Here is a 16,666-nt window from a genome sequence, read left to right on the forward strand (position 1 = left end):
TTTCCCCGAGGACACGCATCGACAATTATAATTGGCACATGGCCGACGACACCCTGGAATTTCTCAAACTCCCTCCCCATTCCGTTGAAGCCGAACAGTCGGTGCTGGGCGGTCTGCTGCTTGAAAACGATGCGTGGGATCGTATTGCCGACCTCATCGGCACCGAGGATTTTTATCGTCACGACCACCGGCTGATCTACCAGCACATTACCCGCCTGATCGAGCACGCCAAACCGGCCGATATGGTGACGGTGGCGGAATCGCTGGAGGGCAGCGGGCAGCTGGCCGGCATCGGCGGCATCGCTTACCTCGGCGCGCTGGCGCAGAACATCCCCAGCGCTGCCAATATCCACCGCTATGCCGAGATCGTGCGCGAGCGGGCGGTGATGCGCCGGCTGGTGGAGGTCGGCTCGAACATTTCCGAAAGCGCCTTCAACCCGCAGGGGCGGGATGCCGCGACCTTGCTGGACGAGGCGGAAGCCAGGATATTCGAGATCAAGGAGCACGGCGCGCGTGCTTCGCAAGGCTTCATCGACATCAAGTCGGTGCTGCCACTGGTGGTGGAACGGCTGGACCAGCTGTCGACGCTGGACGACCCGACCGGCGTTACCGGCATTCCCACCGGCTACACCGACCTGGACGGCATGACTTCGGGCATGCAGGGCGGTGAGCTCATCATCATCGCCGGCCGCCCATCCATGGGTAAAACCGCGTTCGCACTGAACATCGCCGAGCATGTCGCGCTCAATGCCGACCGGGCGGTGGCGGTGTTCAGCCTGGAAATGCCCAGCACCCAGCTGGCGATGCGTTTGATCGGCTCGGTAGGCCGTATCGACCAGCACAAGATGCGTACCGGCCAGCTGGAGGACGACGACTGGGAGCGCCTGACCTACGCGCTGGGCAAGCTCAACGACGCGCCCATCCATATCGACGAAACCGGCGGCATCAACGCGATGGAACTGCGCGCCCGCGCGCGACGCCTGAAACGCCAGTGCGAGGCGGTCGAGGGCAAGCGCCTGGGGCTGATCGTCATCGACTATTTGCAGTTGATGACGTCGGTGCGCCATACCGAGAACCGAGCCACCGAAGTTTCCGAAATTTCCCGTTCGTTGAAGTCGCTGGCCAAGGAGCTGGACGTGCCGGTAATCGCACTGTCGCAGGTGAACCGCAAGATCGAGGACCGCACCGACAAGCGCCCGGTGATGTCCGACTTGCGCGAATCCGGCGCCATCGAGCAGGACGCCGACGTGATCCTGTTTCTGTACCGCGACGAAGTGTACAACAAGGATACCCAGTTCAAGGGTTCCGCCGAAGTCATCATCGCCAAGCAGCGTAACGGCCCGATCGGCACCGTGCGCCTCACGTTCAAGGGTGAGAATACGCGCTTCGAAAACTATATATCCGAACAATATTGATGCGTCCGATCCGCGCGACCATACACACGGATGCCTTGCGCCATAATCTGGCGCTGGCCAAGTCCCAAGCCCCAAATTCCAAGATCATGGCCGTTATCAAGGCCGACGGCTACGGTCACGGCATGCTGCGCGTGGCGCGGGCATTGGCGGATGCGGAAGGCTTCGCCGTGCTGCGCGTCGAAGAGGGCGTCGCCCTGCGCGAGGCCGGGTTCAAACAGACCATTTTGCTGCTCGAAGGCCTGTTCAGCGCGGACGAGCTGCCCGTCGCAGCGGCGCATGGTCTATCTCTGGTGGTGCATTGCGAAGAGCAATTGCACATGCTGGAAGCTGCCCCAATCGCCAGACCCGTAAGCGTATTCATCAAGCTCAATACCGGCATGCACCGCCTCGGCCTGCCGCTGGCGCGCTTCTGGGCGGTGTACGACAGGCTCAAGGCCAGCAAGGCGGTGTGCGAGATGGCGCTGATGACGCATTTCGCCACTGCGGACGATGTCTACGGGATTGACGAGCAATTATCGCGTTTCAATTCGCTGACGCAGGAAATGCGCCTGCCGAAATCGCTAGCCAATTCCGCCGCGTTGCTGCGCTACCCGCAAACCCATACCGAATGGGTGCGTCCCGGCATCATGCTCTACGGCGCAACGCCGTTTGCCGACCAGGGCGCCGCCGGGATCGGTCTCAAGCCCGCGATGACGCTCTCCAGCCAGATCATCGCCGTGCAGAATCTGAGCCCCAGCGACGCCGTCGGCTATGGCAGGCTGTTCGTCGCGGATAAGCCGGCGCGGGTCGGCGTGGTTGCATGCGGCTATGCCGACGGTTATCCACGCCATGCGCCGAACGGTACGCCTATCCTGGTGGCCGGCAAGCGTACCCGTACCGTGGGCCGCGTGTCGATGGATATGCTGTACGTGGATATTACGGACATCCCCGAAGCCGATATCGGCAGCCCGGTCGAGTTGTGGGGTGAGAATATTCCGGTGGATGACGTCGCGCTTGCCGCCGGTACGGTGGGCTATGAATTGCTGTGCGCGGTCGCGCCGCGCGTGCCGGTGGCGGAGGACTGATGGCCAAGGCAAAAACCATCTACACCTGCACCGAATGCGGCGGCCAGAGTCCCAAGTGGCAGGGCCAGTGCCCGCATTGCATGGCGTGGAACACGATGGTGGAAACCATCGCCGAAGCGCCCGCCGCTAACAACCGCTATGCCTCGCTGTCGAAAACCAGCGGCGTGCAAAGCCTGGCCGACGTCGAGGCCGCCGAGGTGCCGCGCCAGCCGACCGGCATCGCCGAATTCGACCGCGTGCTAGGCGGTGGTCTGGTGCGCGGCGGGGTGGTGCTGATCGGCGGCGATCCCGGCATCGGCAAATCCACTTTGCTGTTGCAGGCGCTCTGTCATCTGGGCAGCCGGCACAAGGTGCTGTATGTGAGCGGCGAAGAGTCCGCACAGCAGATCGCCCTGCGGGCCAAAAGATTAAGCCTGGATGCCAGCCCGGTACAGCTGCTGGCCGAGATCAGCCTGGAGAAAATCAGCGCGACGCTGGCTTCGCACCAGCCGCAAGTAGCGGTGATCGATTCGATTCAGACTTTGTATTCCGAAGCGCTGCAATCCGCGCCCGGCTCGGTGGCGCAGGTGCGCGAATGCGCCGCGCAGTTGACGCGCGTGGCCAAGCAGAGCGGCGTGACCGTGATTCTGGTCGGTCACGTCACCAAGGAAGGCACGCTGGCCGGGCCGCGCGTGCTGGAGCATATCGTCGACACCGTGCTGTATTTCGAAGGCGATTCCAACTCCAGCTTCCGCCTCATCCGCGCGTTCAAGAACCGCTTCGGGGCGGTCAATGAGCTGGGTGTGTTCGCGATGACCGAAAAAGGCTTGCGCGAGGTCAGCAACCCGTCCGCGCTGTTCCTGTCGCACCACGCCGAACAGGTATCGGGATCGTGCGTAATGGTGACGCAGGAAGGGACCAGACCTTTGTTGGTGGAAATCCAGGCGCTGGTGGACGAGGCGCATGCGCCGAACCCGAAAAGATTGAGCGTGGGCCTGGAACAGAACCGGCTGGCGATGCTGCTGGCGGTGCTGCATCGTCATGCCGGCGTGGCCTGTTTCGACCAGGACGTGTTCGTCAATGCGGTGGGCGGCGTGAAAATCACCGAGCCGGCAGCCGACTTAGCGGTGCTGATGGCGATCGTCTCCAGTCTCAAGGATAAACCCCTGCCGCAAAAGCTGGTGGTGTTCGGCGAAATCGGGCTGGCGGGCGAGGTGCGCCCGGTACAGCGCGGTCAGGAACGTCTCAAGGAGGCCGCCAAGCTCGGCTTCACCAAGGCTATCGTGCCCAAGGCCAATCAGCCCAGGCAGGCAGTCGCAGGCATCGAGGTGATCGCGGTGGAGCGGGTCGAGCAGGCGATCAACGCCTTAAGAAACAATTAGCCGGAACTCAATCTTTCATTGCCAGTGTAGATCCGGAAAATGTCATGATCCGGCTGAACTGGCTGCCGTTATAAGTTGTCAACTGCTTCTGAAGCAGGTTTCAAGGCCTCGAACACTTCGCCGCTGACGCCCGCGCTATCGTGTCCCATCAGGTAGAGGTACAGCGGCATGATGGCTTCCGCGCCGGGCAGCTGTTGCGGCATTTCGCCAGGGTGCGATTTGCGCCGCTGCGGCGATTGCACGGCTCCCGGGATGACCGTGTTGAAGCGCAGGTGGGGAAAGGTGCCCAGCTCTTCCGCCCAGATTTTCGCCATCGTTTCGGCGGCACTTTTGGAAACGGCATGCGTGCCCCAGAACGCCGCCGGATGATGTGCGGCGGTGGTGGAGGTAAACACCACGGAGGCGTCCGGCGAGCGCTTGAGTAGCGGCAGGCAGGCTTTGGTCAGCAGGAAGGGCGCCACCAGGTTGACCTGCAGCATGCTGTTGAATTGCTTGGCCGTTTGCAGCTCCAGCGGGCTCAGGTTGTCGAAATGGGCCGCGTTGTGCAGTATGCCGTCCAGCCTTCCTATCTGCTGGGAAATGCCCTCCGCCATCGCCTTGAATTCTTCTTCGCCGGCCTTTGCCAGATCGAGCGGAAAAATGGCCGGTTGCGGGTAGCCTTCGGCTTCGATTTCGTCGTACAAGGTTTCCAGCTTGGCGACCTTGCGGCCGATCAGGATAGTCGTTGCCCCTTGCGCGGCAAAAGCCAGTGCGGCGGCGCGGCCTATACCCTGGCCTGCGCCGGTGATCAGGATGACGCGGTCCTTGAGGTGCTGAAGGGGAGCTTGATAATTCATGAGATGCTTATGATGCGATAAGAAGTTGCGCGCATTGTACCCCGCTGCGCACCGCGCCTTCCAGTGTTGCGGGGTAATCGCCGGCAATATGGTCGCCGGCGAGAAATATCCGTTTGTCGGGCGTGACGGGCGACGGCCGGCGCAATCCTGCCGTGCAGGCAAACGTGGCGCGTTTTTCGACGATGACTTGCTGCCAGTGCGGTAGCGGCAGATTGCCCAGCGTGGCCTGCAGTTCCTCATGTGCGGCGGCGGCGAGTGCTTCGTGCCCAAGCCGCAGGTGCGGGCCTTCCGCACTGACGACGACGGCCAGCAATCCGTGTTGGCCGTCCAGGGCGCCGCGGTCGAGCACCCACTGGGCATGGCCGCCGGTGAGCCCCAGCATCGGAAAAGGCAGGGCGATATTCCGTGGATATTGCAAATAAATCGTGGCGATGGGCTGGTAGGTAAAACGGCTGACGGCCGCCAGCGCTTCGGCCATTTCCGGCAGATGCCCAAGCAAGCGCGGCAGGGAGTAGGGAGCAACGGCGCAAATCGCATGGCTGAAATTTTTGCCGTCCACCGTGACGCCGTTCGCCTCCGGCATGATGGACGACACCGTAGCCCCAAGGCGTATCTTGCCGCCGCGCTGTTCGATATAGCGCGCCGCCGCTTGCGGAAACAGCGCGGAAAGATCGGCGCGCGGCAGCAGCAAATCGCTGTCCGAACGAACGCGGCTGAAACTGTCGCGCAGCACGTTGAGGAATATCTGTGCCGAAGCCGTGCTGATCGGCGTATTGAGTGCGGCGAGACACAGCGGCTCCCATAGCAGTCGCACCAGTTTTTCTGGCTGGCCGGCGAGCAGGTCAGCTACGTTTTGATTGGTCGGCGATTTGAAGCCGTTGAGGCGCAAGCCTATGACGAAACGCACTGCCGCTCGGCGTTCGCTCCACAGCAAACCATCGGCAGTGAGCAATGCCGCCAGTAGATGCAGCGGGGCAGGCAGAGCGGGAGCGGCCAAGTCGAGGTGGCCGGGGGTTTGCAGCCGCAGCGGCAGCCGCAGCAGGGCGCGGTCGATATCCACGCCGACCTTGCGCATCATGCGCAAGGATTCGCGATAGGCGCCGAGCAGGATATGCTGGCCGTTATCGAGCTGCAAGCCATTGCGGGAAACGCTGCGGGCGCGGCCGCCGAGTTGGCGGGCGGCTTCGAACACGGTTACCGGCACGCCGTGCGCGGCAAGCTCGGCCGCCGCGCTCAACCCCGCCCAGCCGGCGCCAATGATGGCAACGTCCCGGGCAACGTTCAACCGAACACCCAGGTTTTCCACGCCAGCCAAAGCTTGCGCAGAGGAGTGAGGCTGATGCGCCGGCTGAGCACTTTTTCGCAGCCGTCGGCCTGGATTTCGTCCAGCAGGGTGCGGTAAATCGCCGCCATCATCAGCCCCGGGCGCTGGGCGCGGCGGTCGATTCTTGGCAATTCGGCAAACGCGCGGTCGTAGAACTGGCGTGCGCGGTCGATCTGGAATTCGAGCAGCTGGCGCACTGTCTTAGTCTCGTGGCCGTGAATGATGTCGATTTCGGTGACGCCGAACCGCGCCAGTTCGTCCTGCGGCAGATAGATGCGGTCGCGCCGCGCATCCTCGCCGATGTCGCGGATAATATTGGTCAGCTGGAACGCCATGCCAAGATCGTGCGCGTATTTGAGCGTTTTGCGGTCGCTGTAGCCGAAAATGGACGCGGACAGCAGGCCGACCACGCTGGCGACGCGGTAGCAGTACAACTGTAATGCCTTGAAATCGGCATAGCGATTCTGGTCGAGATCCATTTCCATGCCGTCGATGATTTCCTGGAAATGCTCCTCGTTCAATCCATAGCTGCGCACGGCAGGAGCCAGCGCTTGGGTGACCGGATGCTGCGGCTTGCCGGCATAGAGATTGGCGATCTCGGCGCGCCACCACGCCAGCTTGGTGCGGGCGATGGCGGCGTCGGCGCATTCGTCGACGACATCGTCCACCTCGCGGCAGAAGGCGTATAGGGCAGTGATCGCCTGTCGCCGCGGCTCTGGCAGAAACAGGAAGCTGTAATAGAAACTGGAGCCGCTGGCAGCGGCCTTGTCCTGGCAGTATTGATTGGCGTTCATTTCGCCCTCACGGCGCGGTACATCATATAAGCCCAGTCCCACGGTCGCAGCACGGGGCGGTGGTTGAACATGTCGCCGTGGCTGCGGTGCAGCTTGCGCAATATGGTTTCGCCGCCGGCGATGATGCTGCGCATTTCCAGCCCGATGCGGCCCTTGAGCGCCAGTCCCAGCGGGGCGCCGGCCTGCAGCAATCTGCGCGTGCGTTCGATTTCGAACTGCATCAGCGGCCACCATGCGCCGCCGGGGTCGCCGGCGGCAATCTGCTGCTCGGCAATATGGAACTTGCGCAGGTCGTCCTGCGGCAGATAAATGCGGTTTTTGCGGTAGTCGATGGCGACGTCCTGCAGGAAATTGATGATCTGCAGCGCCGAACAAATGGCGTCGGAATAAGCCAGGTTACGCTCGTCCGTTTCCCCGTAGAGATGTAGCAGCAGCCGGCCCACCGGATTGGCGGAGCGGCGGCAGTAATCCATGACTTCGCCCAGATTCTCGTAGCGCGTTTTCACCACGTCCTGGCTGAAAGCGTCCAGCAGGTCGTGGAACAGCTGCAACGGCAGGCCATATTGCTGGATGATGCCGGCCAGTGCGATAAACAGCGGATCATCCGGCGTTTTCCCCGCGCCTATGCGGTCCAGTTGGCGGCGATAGCCGTCCAGCAGGGCCAGGCGCTGCTCCGGCAACAGTTCACCCTCGTCGGCGAAATCGTCGGCGTTGCGCGCAAAAGCATAAATCAGCCCGATCGGCCGACGCAGCCGCATCGGCAGTAATACGGAGGCTACCGGAAAATTTTCGTAATGGGCGTTAGCCAGTTTCAGGCTGTCGTCGACGGCTTGATGCATGGGAAGGAAGTATAGCATCCCGACGAGGGGCCCCAATTACGATAAAATGCACGGAAAACTGACAAAAGGAATCCTATGCTAGGCATCATCGGCGGCACCGGGCTCACACAGCTTGCCAATCTCGAAATCACTACCCGCAAGGTAGTGCGGACTCCATACGGAGAGCCTTCCGGCGCTCTCACGTTCGGACGCATCAGCAACCATGACGTGGTGTTTCTGGCCCGCCATGGCTACGGCCATACCATTCCGCCGCACCTGGTCAACTATCGCGCCAACGTCTGGGCGCTGCACGAGCAAGGCGTTACGGACACCGTTTCCGTGGCGACTGTAGGCGGCATTCATCCGGCATTGCAGCCGGGCGTCATCGTCGTTCCCGACCAGATCATCGACTGCACCTGGGGGCGCAGAAGCACCTATTACGACGAGGTAAGCGATAAACCGGTCAATCATATCGATTTCACCGAACCCTATTCGGGGCCGTTGCGTGCGCTGTGCATGACTGCCATAGCCCAAGCCGGCCACACTTGCGTGGACGGCGGGGTTTATGCCGCCGTGCAGGGCCCGCGCCTGGAAACCGCCGCCGAAATCGACCGCCTGGAACGCGACGGCGCCACCATGGTGGGCATGACCGGCATGCCGGAGGCCGTGCTGGCGCGCGAACTGGGCATCAGCTATGCGGCGATAGGCGTGGTTGCCAACCATGCCGCGGGACGCGGCGCCAGCGAGCACGGCATCCGCTATCAGGATATCGACACCGTGCTGGCTGAAGCGATGAGCCGCGTACGCTCGATTCTGGAACATCTGGTGACGATACATGGCAGTTAAAACGGTATTGCGCATGGGCGAGCCGCTGCTGCTGCAACAGGCGGCAGCGGTGGAAAAATTCGATACGCCCGAGCTGCACGCGCTGATCCAGGACATGCGCGACACCATGACTGCGCTTGACGGTGCCGGCATCGCCGCGCCGCAGATCGGCGTCGGCCGGCAGGTTGTCATCTTCGGTGTCGGCAAGAACCCGCGCTATCCGGATGCCGAGGAAGTGCCGTACACCGTGCTGATCAACCCGGCGCTGACCGAGTTTTCCGCGGAAATGGAAGACGGCTGGGAGGGTTGTTTGTCGGTGCCCGGCATGCGCGGCGCGGTGCCGCGCCATGTGTCGGTGCGCTATACCGGCTTCGACCAGTACGGCAACGCCATCGACCGTACCGTCAGCGGTTTTCATGCCCGCGTGGTGCAGCACGAATGCGATCATTTACGGGGCATCCTCTACCCGATGCGCATCCGCGACCTGCGCCAGTTTGGCTTTGCCGACGTGGTGCTGCCGGGCGTCGAAGTCATGGACGATTAACGATTTTACCTGTTTGACTCAAGTAAAATAAACTGTCGCAACGCCGCGCTTTGACAGAATGTTGTTAACCTATCAAAATGCGCAGCCTCGGAGGGTTGGGTGAGTGGTTTAAACCAGCAGTCTTGAAAACTGCCGATGTCGCGAGGCATCCGTGAGTTCGAATCTCACACCCTCCGCCAGTAATTGATTTTGAGAAGTTCCACGACGTTTCAATAAATCCCAAAAAACCCGCATGAATGCTGAATTAATGCGGGTTTTTTGTTTCATATCGTCTCATAACCCGTCTTTACTTCCAAGTTTTTTCTGTATATATTTTTGTATAGGACGATTCTATACGAGGAAAATCTATACAAGTGCCTCTTACCGATACGCAGATCAAGGCCTTGCAGCCAAAAGAGAAGCCTTATCAAATGACAGATGGCGATGGCCTTGCGCTCCAGGTTGAGTCTTCTGGCCGGAAGCTTTGGCGTTTCCGCTATACCTACAACAGCAAGCCCGCCATGATTTCCTTGGGGGGATACCCTGAAGTTTCGCTCGCGCAGGCTCGTGAGAAGCGCTTGGAAGCGAAAAAACTGCTTGCCCAAGGCGTGAGCCCATCCGAACACAGAAAAACGGTCAAACGTGATCGTATGATGGCCGCTGAGAACAATTTTGAGGCAGTGGCAGAACAATGGCTTGAGCAGTGGAGGATAGGCAAGTCAGAGCGGCATGTGGGGTACACCGAGCGCCGCCTGGCCGCAGATGTTTATCCAAAAATAGGCCACAGGGCCATTTCTGATTTGCAGGCCTTGGAACTCGTTCAGGTAGTAAAAGCCATCGCTGCACGCGGCGCTGTTGATTTGGCCTTGCGCGTCCACCAAACTATAAACATGGTTTTCCGCTACGCCGCGGCGCATGGTCTTGCGCCACGCAACCCTGCCGCCGACGTTCGCCCATCGGACATACTACCCAGCCACAAACATAAAAACTATGCACGGGTTGGGGTGGGGGAGCTACCTCAGCTTATGAGGGATATAGACAACTCAACTTCGACTCCTCAGACCCGACTTACATTAAAACTCATGTCCCTGACTTTTGTCCGCACCAGCGAGTTGATAGAAGCCAGATGGGATGAATTCGACTTTGAGGCAAAGCAATGGCGCATCCCAGCCCCACGGATGAAAATGAAAACTCCTCACATTGTCCCTTTATCCACGCAGACCTTGGCCGTTTTGGAGGCGTTGCGGCCCATTTCAGGCCATACGGAGTTACTTTTTCCAAGCAGGAACGACGCCAGCAAGTCCATTTCAAATAATACGATTCTCAAGGCTCTGGAGATCATAGGGTACAAACACAAGATGACTGGGCATGGTTTTAGAGGTGTTGCCTCCACCATCCTGCATGAGCAAGGCTACTCACATGACCACATAGAGCTACAACTGGCCCACAGCCAACGCGATGAGGTCAGCGCAGCGTATAACCATGCCTTGTACATCCCGCAGCGCACAAGGATGATGCAGGAATGGGCTGATTATCTTGATGCGATCAAATCTGGTGGGAACGTGGTGGGATTCAAGGCCAAGGCGGCCTAGTTATGAGTGTTTCAGCGTGGTTGCTTTTCGGGTTTTCCTCGATTTTTCTATCTATCAAACTTGTTGGGGCAAGGCCGTAGGCCGCGTCAGTCCGATTGATGGTTTCCCGGCAGTGGTTCACCGGTGATTGTGGGCAAGGGGTGGGCAGAGTGTGGTCAGCTAGCTGTCCACATGTCAGGCGCAGCCTGCTGTCCATGCCTTGTCCACATGATGCCGGGTTATTACCATATGCCACGCCGGATTTTTCTGCCGTTATCAAGTTCCACCGCCGCCCATAGGCTGATTTTTGTATCTGTCCGTCCAATTTGAACACCTAGCCAGAACTGCTTGGGAGCAAATATTGATCTGTTGCCTGATGCTCTTACTGCATTCATGGCGTCCGTGAGTTCGAGATCGGTATTTTTTGAGGCCCAGACGCCGACTGCAAAACTCGTTTTGTTGAACTTGGCCGCATGATATAGGGATGCTGGAAAAGTTCGCCGAAATCGCCAATTGGCAATCGGATCATGTGGCGGAAAGATCGCTTCCGCATCTTTCACGCGGTCAATGAGCACCCGAGCAAATAATTCTGCACGCATCAGGCGCTCATTTTTCTCCACCCATTCGCCAGGTAGAGGCTGACCTTCGCCGTCGAGAAAATACAGCGGATCGAATTCTGGCCCCGACGTATTTTCTATGATTGGCATTAGAACGGCTTTCCTGTCACGATTGCCAGCATTTCCCGAAAGTCAAAAATACCCCGCGCCCAGTCGGCCAGACGTTGACTCGGGGCAGCCTGGATAAGCTGATCCAGTTCTTCGCGTGTGGCGGTGAATGGGTCGTTGAAGTCCAGTTCCTCAAGCCAAGCGGCGCAGCCCGGATCGGTGGCGGTAGCTTTCAGAGGGTGCATGGTTTCGATGGTTGTCATTTGGATATCCTTCCTCGGTTGTAATCCGACGCACCAGGTGCGCCGGGACTGATTTAGTTTAGTTTGCTTGGAGCAACATGAGTGCGGCACTGTGGCGCTCTACCAGAGCCGCATCGCCGTTGCGTTGCGCTTCAGCCAGCGCATGGCGGTGGTGGCCGATCATTTCACTGTCCGGCATGCCGTTGGAATTGTTTGCCCGTGCTTTGGCAAATCCTTCTTCAAGCTCGATCTGCAGCTTGATATTGGTAATGATGTTTTCCTGGATCATATTTCTGACTCTCCTGCGTAGTTGAAAAATACGGGGTATCAACTGCCCCCGCCAGCCCCTACAGCAGCGGCATCACCGCCCGCTGCATCACCACCCCCAGTGGCATCACCACTAAGGGTTTGGTAATCTGGTTAGGGTTACCGCCTGCCCCTGCCAAGGGGCTTATAAGCCCCTTGCAAGCCCCTTCAGGGTCGTTGGAGGTAATCCATTCCAAAACCTCTGGCTTCCATGTGTCAGGGACGATGCTAAGCTCCTGCAGTGCTTTCTTTGCTACATTCCCGGTAAAGGCCCCGCGAAGCGAATTGTGTTTCCACCATTCCTTAACCCATACCCAGCCTGTTTCTTCATCGATGACGATTCCGCCAAGTTCCTCTACCAGCCTGGCCGCATTTGTTGCTTGCTCCTTCGTCCAGCCAATGCCAGCCCCAATTGACCGCCAGTTCACGCGGTACACACCAATGATGTTGCTGTCACGGCATGTTAAAAACAAGAGAAGGGCGGTTCTTGTTTCGACTGTATAGTCTGACAAGTCCGGGTCGTCCCAAAATGAGTCATTGATCATTCTCTGCCTACCCATGGATCACCCCTTGGGAAACATGGGTGCGGCTTGAAATCCACCCATTCAATTGTTCTTCAGTCCAACCAATTGCGCGCTTGGAAAGCCGGATTGGTTCTGGGAAGTCTTCTGCCTCTAAAAGGCGGTAGATAGTTGAGCGGCTAAGACCTGTTTTTTGAACTGCATCAGCAATACGTAGAATTTTTTGTTGCATGGTTTTTCTCCACCTTGCCGAGGCACCAATGGCACCTGGCATGAAATCATTCCGCGCAATGCGCGGGCCGGATCGGTTAGGCGGAGAGGGTGCGCGGAGGCGGTGAAGAAGGGATGGGTTTTTGTGATTTGGCGTCGATTTCGACTGGGAGCCATCGGGCCGTAAGCCCGAAAGTCTTGAGCCGTTCTTCAGCCTCGCTGACTTCGTAATCGAGGCTGAACCATTGAGCCCAAAAAAGGGCTACGATGATAAAGATACCAGCAACAAGGACAACGGGAGCATGGAGGAAGATAAGGGCGGTGAATAAAACGAAAACTGCAACAATCGGAGCAATAGCCTCCCATCGCGCTTCGCGCAACTCAGGCAGGCTAGTAATTGCAGTGGTTTGATTCCCCATGTTGCAGATAATGCCAAATGGTTTTATTGGCCGTCAAGCAGAATCTCAACATGAGCAGAATCTCAACATGTTGTGATTGTCAATGCTTGTTAATACAATATATACGCACAAGTGCGTATATATCTGGATTTTCTGGGGTGACTGGTAGGCCGCGTTTCACATTGCGCCGGATGTATAGAAATCTGTATAGATGGATTATTTAAATTAGCTGATGTCGCTATTTATAATGGTTGCGAGGCGTTTTATGAATCTCACACCCCCGCTTTAGTTTCCCAAGACCCTTGCAATATATCCACCGTTGCATTATTTGCCTGCGTTACGTAGCATTCATGCGGGCGTTGATGTAGTTTTAGAAACCTCCATCTTGCCAGTATTGGCGATGTCCACTTAGCTTTTTTAGCCAGCCGCCGAAAATGGTTCGACGGCAACCGGGGTTTTGAAACGCTCGACTATGAATGAATTTGAACAGGCATTGAAGCTGCACCAGCAGGGGCATTTGGCCGAGGCCAAAGTCCATTACCGTAACGTGCTGCAGCACGCCCCTGATCACGCCAGCGCTTTGCATCTGCTCGGTCTGGTGGAATTCCAGCAGCACAATCACGCGGAAGCCGAACGCTTGATCGTTGCCGCGATCAGGATTCAGGATGACATTCCGGATTATTATTTCAATTACGGGTTAATACTGTCCGATACGGGCCGATACGCCGAGGCCGAACAGGCCCTGCGCCAATCGTTGCGATTGCGCCCCCACGATACCGGCGCGCTGTCTGCCTTGGGCAACGCCCTCTACGCGTCGGAAAAGCATGTCGAGGCGGAAGAAGCCTGCCGGCAGGCTCATGTACTTGCTCCTGACGATGCCCATATATGCCTCGGATTGGCTAATGCCTTGATCGCCCAGCAGCGTCTGGATGAGGCGAAAAGCGTGCTCGAAAAAGCGCTGCTCCTGCAGCCCCAATATGCCGAGGCGCTGGGTAATTTGGGTGCGGTAGTGCGCAGGCAGGGGCAGTTGCCGCAGGCTGAAATCTATTTGCGAAAAGCGCTGCAATGTAATCCGCATTATGCGGAAGCGCTTAGCAACCTGGGAGCGGTACTGCTGGATCAGGGGCAGCCGGAAGAGGCGGAAGCTTCGCTGCGCGCCGCAATCGAAGTGCGTCCGGCCTATGCTTCTGCCTATAGCAATCTGGGCAATGTACTGATGATCCAGCGCCGCATTGCCGAGGCGGAAGCCGCTTACAGCAAGGCGGTCGAGCTCTCGCCGGAATTTCCCGATGCCCGCTGGAACCGTTCGCTGGCGTATCTGCTGGCCGGCGATTTCGCCAACGGCTGGCGCGAATACGAATGGCGTCTCAAGCGGCCGGACACGCGCCGGCTTTATCCGGATTTCCCCCAGCCGGAATGGCAGGGGGAAGCGCTCGATGGCAGGCGCATTCTGCTTTATGCCGAGCAGGGCTTGGGCGATACGCTGCAGTTCATTCGTTTCGTTCCCCTGGTCGCCGCACGGGGAGGGCGGGTAGTGGTGCGCTGCCAGGCTGCGCTGGTGCGGCTATTGCGCAACATGCCGGGTGTTGATTCAGTCATCGCCGAAGGAGATTCCTTGCCGGTGTTCGACGTGCAGTGCGCGTTGCTGAGCCTGCCCTGCAAACTGGGCCTTGATCACGTGCAGAAAATTCCTGCCGACGTGCCTTATCTCGGCGCGGAGCCTTATCTGGCTAATCTATGGGGCAACAAGCTGATTGCTGGCGACCACCTGAAAGTCGGCCTGGTATGGGCGGGCGCGCCGCGCAAGAATGATCTTGATGCGCATTTGATCGACCGCAGGCGCAGCATCGCGCTTGCTGCGCTAGAGCGCCTGCTGGCGGTGCCTGGGGTGGATTTCTACAGTCTGCAGAAAGGCGGGTCGAAGCCTGAATCGGCAGCCTATCGGGGAAAGATGATCGACCTGATGGACGAAGTCACGGATTTTGCCGATACCGCAGCGCTTGTTTCGCATCTGGACCTGATCATCAGCGTCGATACTGCCGTTGCGCATCTGGCCGGAGCGATGGGCAAGCCGGTATGGCTGCTTTCGCGTTTTGACGGCTGCTGGCGCTGGCTGCTGGAGCGCGATGACAGCCCCTGGTACCCCAGCATGCGGTTGTTCCGTCAACAACAGCCCGGCGACTGGATGCCCGTAATTGGCAAAGTGACTGCGGCATTGCAAGCGATGCTTGCCGACCAGGCGCATCGGGACAAGGTGCAGCAGAGCATGCTCTGCCTGGTGGCGGGGCGCATGGATGAAGCGCGCGCTATTCTGCAGCCGGTGCTGGAACAGGCTTCCGACTGTGCGCTTGCGCAGCATGCGCTCGGCCTGGTCGAACTGAAAGCCGGCAATGTGCAGGAGGCCATAAGGCGGCTGGAACAGGCGGTCACGAACAGTCCCGGCTCGGTGGAGATTCTAAGTGCGCTGGGCGATGCCTATCGCCAGATCGGCAAAATTGATGAGGCGACGCGAACCCTGGGGCAGGCTATCGATCGCGATCCTGCCAATGCCGAAGCGCACAACAATCTGGGTGCGGTCTATCTGGCGGGAAAGCGGCTGCCGCAAGCCATCGATGCGTTTTCGAACGCGATACGCTCCAAGCCGGAATTGGTAATGGCCCACTTCAATATGGGCGTGGCGTACCGCGAGCTTAACTGGATGGAAGAAGCTGCGGCCGCATTCCAGCGCGCGATCGACCTGAGTCCGGATTTCGCCGAAGCCCATGTGGCGCTGGGCATGGCGTGGCTGCTGACGGGTCGGCTGCGCGAAGGCTTTGCCGAATACGAATGGCGTTTGCGGTTGCGCCCTCCGCGTCATCAGGGGCCGCAATGGGATGGCCTGATTGCTCCCGGTTCCACGCTGCTGGTTCATTTCGAACAGGGATACGGCGATGCCATCCAGTTTGTGCGCTACCTGCCGTTTATCGCGCGACAAGGGGTACAGGTGGCGGTGCAATGCCCATCCGGCTTGCATGCGCTGATGCGCGGCGTCGGCGGCGTATCGGCGGTGTGCGGGTTCGACGATACCTTGCCGCATTACGATGCCCATTGCGCGTTATTGAGCCTGCCCCGGCTGTTTCAGACCACGCTTGACCAAATTCCGGCCAATGTCCCGTATTTGACCGTTTCCGCAGACAAGTCAGCCGTCTGGCAGGAAACCTTGTTTGGGTACTCGGACAAGATCAAGGTGGGATTGTGCTGGCAGGGTAACGCCAGCTATGGTGCCGATAGCGACCGTTCCATCGAACTGGCTTTGTTCGGAAAACTGGCGGATATGTCCGGCGTGACCTGGATCAGCCTGCAAAACCGGATGTTTAACGAGCATGAGCTGTCCGTTGCCGAGCATATTGGCCTGGTGGACGTGTCGGACCGTTTGCCGGATTTTACCGATACCGCCGCGCTCATCGGACAGCTCGACCTGATCATCTCGGTGGACACCGCCGTGGCACATCTGGCGGGCGCCCTGGGCCGGCCCGTGTGGACTCTGCTACGCCACGCTCCCGACTGGCGCTGGATGCTGGAGCGGGAAGATACGCCCTGGTACCCCAGCATGCGTTTGTTCCGTCAGCGTGAACCGGGAAACTGGAAAGAGGTCCTGGTGGAAGTGGATGCCACCCTGCGCGAAGTGATGCGCTCCGTGCTCGGTCAGCCAGGCAATCCGCCGGCATGAGTTCCAGGCCGCCATCCAAACTCGATGCCTTGCTGCAGCAGGGGCTGATCCATCATCAGGCCGGTCGGCTGGCGGAGGCTGAAG

Annotated in this window: 17 protein-coding genes and 1 tRNA gene; 8 read left to right on the top strand and 10 right to left on the bottom strand. The window is 59.0% G+C overall.

All coding sequences use genetic code 11. The annotated features are described in order from the left end of the window. The first annotated feature begins 38 nt into the window (after positions 1 to 38). The 3 genes from dnaB to radA are packed head-to-tail and all read left to right on the top strand — an operon-like array spanning position 39 to position 3,840. Positions 39 to 1,415, top strand: a complete 1,377-nt coding sequence (gene dnaB / locus VGK14_RS13215) for a replicative DNA helicase (protein WP_331509560.1) — start codon at positions 39 to 41, stop codon at positions 1,413 to 1,415. Beyond that, positions 1,415 to 2,479 carry an alanine racemase gene (gene alr / locus VGK14_RS13220; RefSeq protein WP_331509561.1) on the top strand — a complete coding sequence of 355 codons (1,065 nt, stop codon included), beginning with the start codon at positions 1,415 to 1,417 and terminating at the stop codon, positions 2,477 to 2,479. Before dnaB ends, alr begins: the two co-directional genes overlap by 1 nt. Beyond that, positions 2,479 to 3,840 (top strand): DNA repair protein RadA, encoded by a 1,362-nt coding sequence (gene radA / locus VGK14_RS13225; protein ID WP_331509562.1) that lies wholly within the window; start codon positions 2,479 to 2,481, stop codon positions 3,838 to 3,840. Before alr ends, radA begins: the two co-directional genes overlap by 1 nt. 68 nt (positions 3,841 to 3,908) lie before the next feature. On the opposite strand, the gene VGK14_RS13230 is transcribed toward radA, so the two are convergent. From VGK14_RS13230 to hpnC, 4 genes are read right to left on the bottom strand one after another with little or no spacing between them, the layout of a single operon-like run. Next, entirely contained in the window at positions 3,909 to 4,676 is a 768-nt protein-coding gene (locus VGK14_RS13230; RefSeq protein WP_331509563.1) for a YciK family oxidoreductase, read from the bottom strand. Between the two features lie 7 nt (positions 4,677 to 4,683). After that, the gene (gene hpnE, locus VGK14_RS13235; RefSeq protein WP_331509564.1) at positions 4,684 to 5,982 is read right to left on the bottom strand and encodes a hydroxysqualene dehydroxylase HpnE; all 1,299 of its coding nucleotides are present in this window, start codon (positions 5,980 to 5,982) and stop codon (positions 4,684 to 4,686) included. Further along, positions 5,958 to 6,794 carry a presqualene diphosphate synthase HpnD gene (gene hpnD, locus VGK14_RS13240; protein WP_331509565.1) on the bottom strand — a complete coding sequence of 279 codons (837 nt, stop codon included), beginning with the start codon at positions 6,792 to 6,794 and terminating at the stop codon, positions 5,958 to 5,960. The genes hpnE and hpnD overlap by 25 nt, the downstream gene beginning before the upstream one ends. Next, complete coding sequence (hpnC, locus tag VGK14_RS13245; protein WP_331509566.1) at positions 6,791 to 7,633, bottom strand: squalene synthase HpnC; 843 nt, start codon at positions 7,631 to 7,633, stop codon at positions 6,791 to 6,793. The genes hpnD and hpnC overlap by 4 nt, the downstream gene beginning before the upstream one ends. Before the next feature lie 75 nt (positions 7,634 to 7,708). Here hpnC and VGK14_RS13250 point away from each other — a divergent pair, with 75 nt between their 5' ends. From VGK14_RS13250 to VGK14_RS13265, 4 genes are all read left to right on the top strand, one after another. Then, positions 7,709 to 8,458: an S-methyl-5'-thioinosine phosphorylase gene (locus VGK14_RS13250; protein WP_331509567.1), complete on the top strand. Its 750-nt coding sequence runs from the start codon at positions 7,709 to 7,711 to the stop codon at positions 8,456 to 8,458. Continuing rightward, complete coding sequence (gene def, locus VGK14_RS13255) at positions 8,448 to 8,981, top strand: peptide deformylase (protein ID WP_331509568.1); 534 nt, start codon at positions 8,448 to 8,450, stop codon at positions 8,979 to 8,981. Before VGK14_RS13250 ends, def begins: the two co-directional genes overlap by 11 nt. Positions 8,982 to 9,070: 89 nt before the next feature. Continuing rightward, positions 9,071 to 9,160 (top strand) — tRNA-Ser (locus VGK14_RS13260). A 174-nt stretch (positions 9,161 to 9,334) separates the two neighbouring features. Continuing rightward, a complete protein-coding gene (locus tag VGK14_RS13265) occupies positions 9,335 to 10,552 on the top strand; it encodes a tyrosine-type recombinase/integrase (protein WP_331509569.1) in 1,218 nt (405 codons plus the stop codon). A gap of 221 nt (positions 10,553 to 10,773) precedes the next feature. On the opposite strand, the gene VGK14_RS13270 is transcribed toward VGK14_RS13265, so the two are convergent. The 6 genes from VGK14_RS13270 to VGK14_RS13295 form a co-directional block, all read right to left on the bottom strand. Beyond that, the gene (locus tag VGK14_RS13270) at positions 10,774 to 11,238 is read right to left on the bottom strand and encodes a hypothetical protein (protein ID WP_331509570.1); all 465 of its coding nucleotides are present in this window, start codon (positions 11,236 to 11,238) and stop codon (positions 10,774 to 10,776) included. Further along, on the bottom strand, positions 11,238 to 11,459 hold the full coding sequence (locus VGK14_RS13275) for a hypothetical protein (protein WP_331509571.1): 222 nt from the start codon (positions 11,457 to 11,459) through the stop codon (positions 11,238 to 11,240). Before VGK14_RS13275 ends, VGK14_RS13270 begins: the two co-directional genes overlap by 1 nt. Positions 11,460 to 11,517: 58 nt before the next feature. After that, positions 11,518 to 11,727 (bottom strand): hypothetical protein, encoded by a 210-nt coding sequence (locus tag VGK14_RS13280; RefSeq protein WP_331509572.1) that lies wholly within the window; start codon positions 11,725 to 11,727, stop codon positions 11,518 to 11,520. Positions 11,728 to 11,785: 58 nt separating this feature from the next. Further along, complete coding sequence (locus VGK14_RS13285; protein ID WP_331509573.1) at positions 11,786 to 12,289, bottom strand: hypothetical protein; 504 nt, start codon at positions 12,287 to 12,289, stop codon at positions 11,786 to 11,788. Positions 12,290 to 12,296: 7 nt separating this feature from the next. Further along, positions 12,297 to 12,497: a helix-turn-helix transcriptional regulator gene (locus VGK14_RS13290; protein WP_331509574.1), complete on the bottom strand. Its 201-nt coding sequence runs from the start codon at positions 12,495 to 12,497 to the stop codon at positions 12,297 to 12,299. A gap of 76 nt (positions 12,498 to 12,573) precedes the next feature. Continuing rightward, complete coding sequence (locus tag VGK14_RS13295; protein WP_331509575.1) at positions 12,574 to 12,894, bottom strand: hypothetical protein; 321 nt, start codon at positions 12,892 to 12,894, stop codon at positions 12,574 to 12,576. 451 nt (positions 12,895 to 13,345) lie between these two features. On the opposite strand from VGK14_RS13295, the gene VGK14_RS13300 reads away from it, so the two are divergent. Further along, the gene (locus tag VGK14_RS13300) at positions 13,346 to 16,582 is read left to right on the top strand and encodes a tetratricopeptide repeat protein (protein WP_331509576.1); all 3,237 of its coding nucleotides are present in this window, start codon (positions 13,346 to 13,348) and stop codon (positions 16,580 to 16,582) included. The last annotated feature ends 84 nt before the right edge of the window (positions 16,583 to 16,666 follow it).

The sequence above is a fragment of the Novimethylophilus sp. genome (assembly GCF_036504375.1).
In the GTDB taxonomy this organism is placed as follows: domain Bacteria; phylum Pseudomonadota; class Gammaproteobacteria; order Burkholderiales; family Methylophilaceae; genus Novimethylophilus.

Coding starts and splice junctions, on each gene's coding strand:
- dnaB (WP_331509560.1), top strand. CDS start 39: ATGGCCGACGACACCCTGGAATTTCTCAAACTCCCTCCCCATTCCGTT.
- alr (WP_331509561.1), top strand. CDS start 1,415: ATGCGTCCGATCCGCGCGACCATACACACGGATGCCTTGCGCCATAAT.
- radA (WP_331509562.1), top strand. CDS start 2,479: ATGGCCAAGGCAAAAACCATCTACACCTGCACCGAATGCGGCGGCCAG.
- VGK14_RS13230 (WP_331509563.1), bottom strand. CDS start 4,676: ATGAATTATCAAGCTCCCCTTCAGCACCTCAAGGACCGCGTCATCCTG.
- hpnD (WP_331509565.1), bottom strand. CDS start 6,794: ATGAACGCCAATCAATACTGCCAGGACAAGGCCGCTGCCAGCGGCTCC.
- hpnC (WP_331509566.1), bottom strand. CDS start 7,633: ATGCATCAAGCCGTCGACGACAGCCTGAAACTGGCTAACGCCCATTAC.
- VGK14_RS13250 (WP_331509567.1), top strand. CDS start 7,709: ATGCTAGGCATCATCGGCGGCACCGGGCTCACACAGCTTGCCAATCTC.
- def (WP_331509568.1), top strand. CDS start 8,448: ATGGCAGTTAAAACGGTATTGCGCATGGGCGAGCCGCTGCTGCTGCAA.
- VGK14_RS13270 (WP_331509570.1), bottom strand. CDS start 11,238: ATGCCAATCATAGAAAATACGTCGGGGCCAGAATTCGATCCGCTGTAT.
- VGK14_RS13275 (WP_331509571.1), bottom strand. CDS start 11,459: ATGACAACCATCGAAACCATGCACCCTCTGAAAGCTACCGCCACCGAT.
- VGK14_RS13280 (WP_331509572.1), bottom strand. CDS start 11,727: ATGATCCAGGAAAACATCATTACCAATATCAAGCTGCAGATCGAGCTT.
- VGK14_RS13285 (WP_331509573.1), bottom strand. CDS start 12,289: ATGATCAATGACTCATTTTGGGACGACCCGGACTTGTCAGACTATACA.
- VGK14_RS13290 (WP_331509574.1), bottom strand. CDS start 12,497: ATGCAACAAAAAATTCTACGTATTGCTGATGCAGTTCAAAAAACAGGT.
- VGK14_RS13295 (WP_331509575.1), bottom strand. CDS start 12,894: ATGGGGAATCAAACCACTGCAATTACTAGCCTGCCTGAGTTGCGCGAA.
- VGK14_RS13300 (WP_331509576.1), top strand. CDS start 13,346: ATGAATGAATTTGAACAGGCATTGAAGCTGCACCAGCAGGGGCATTTG.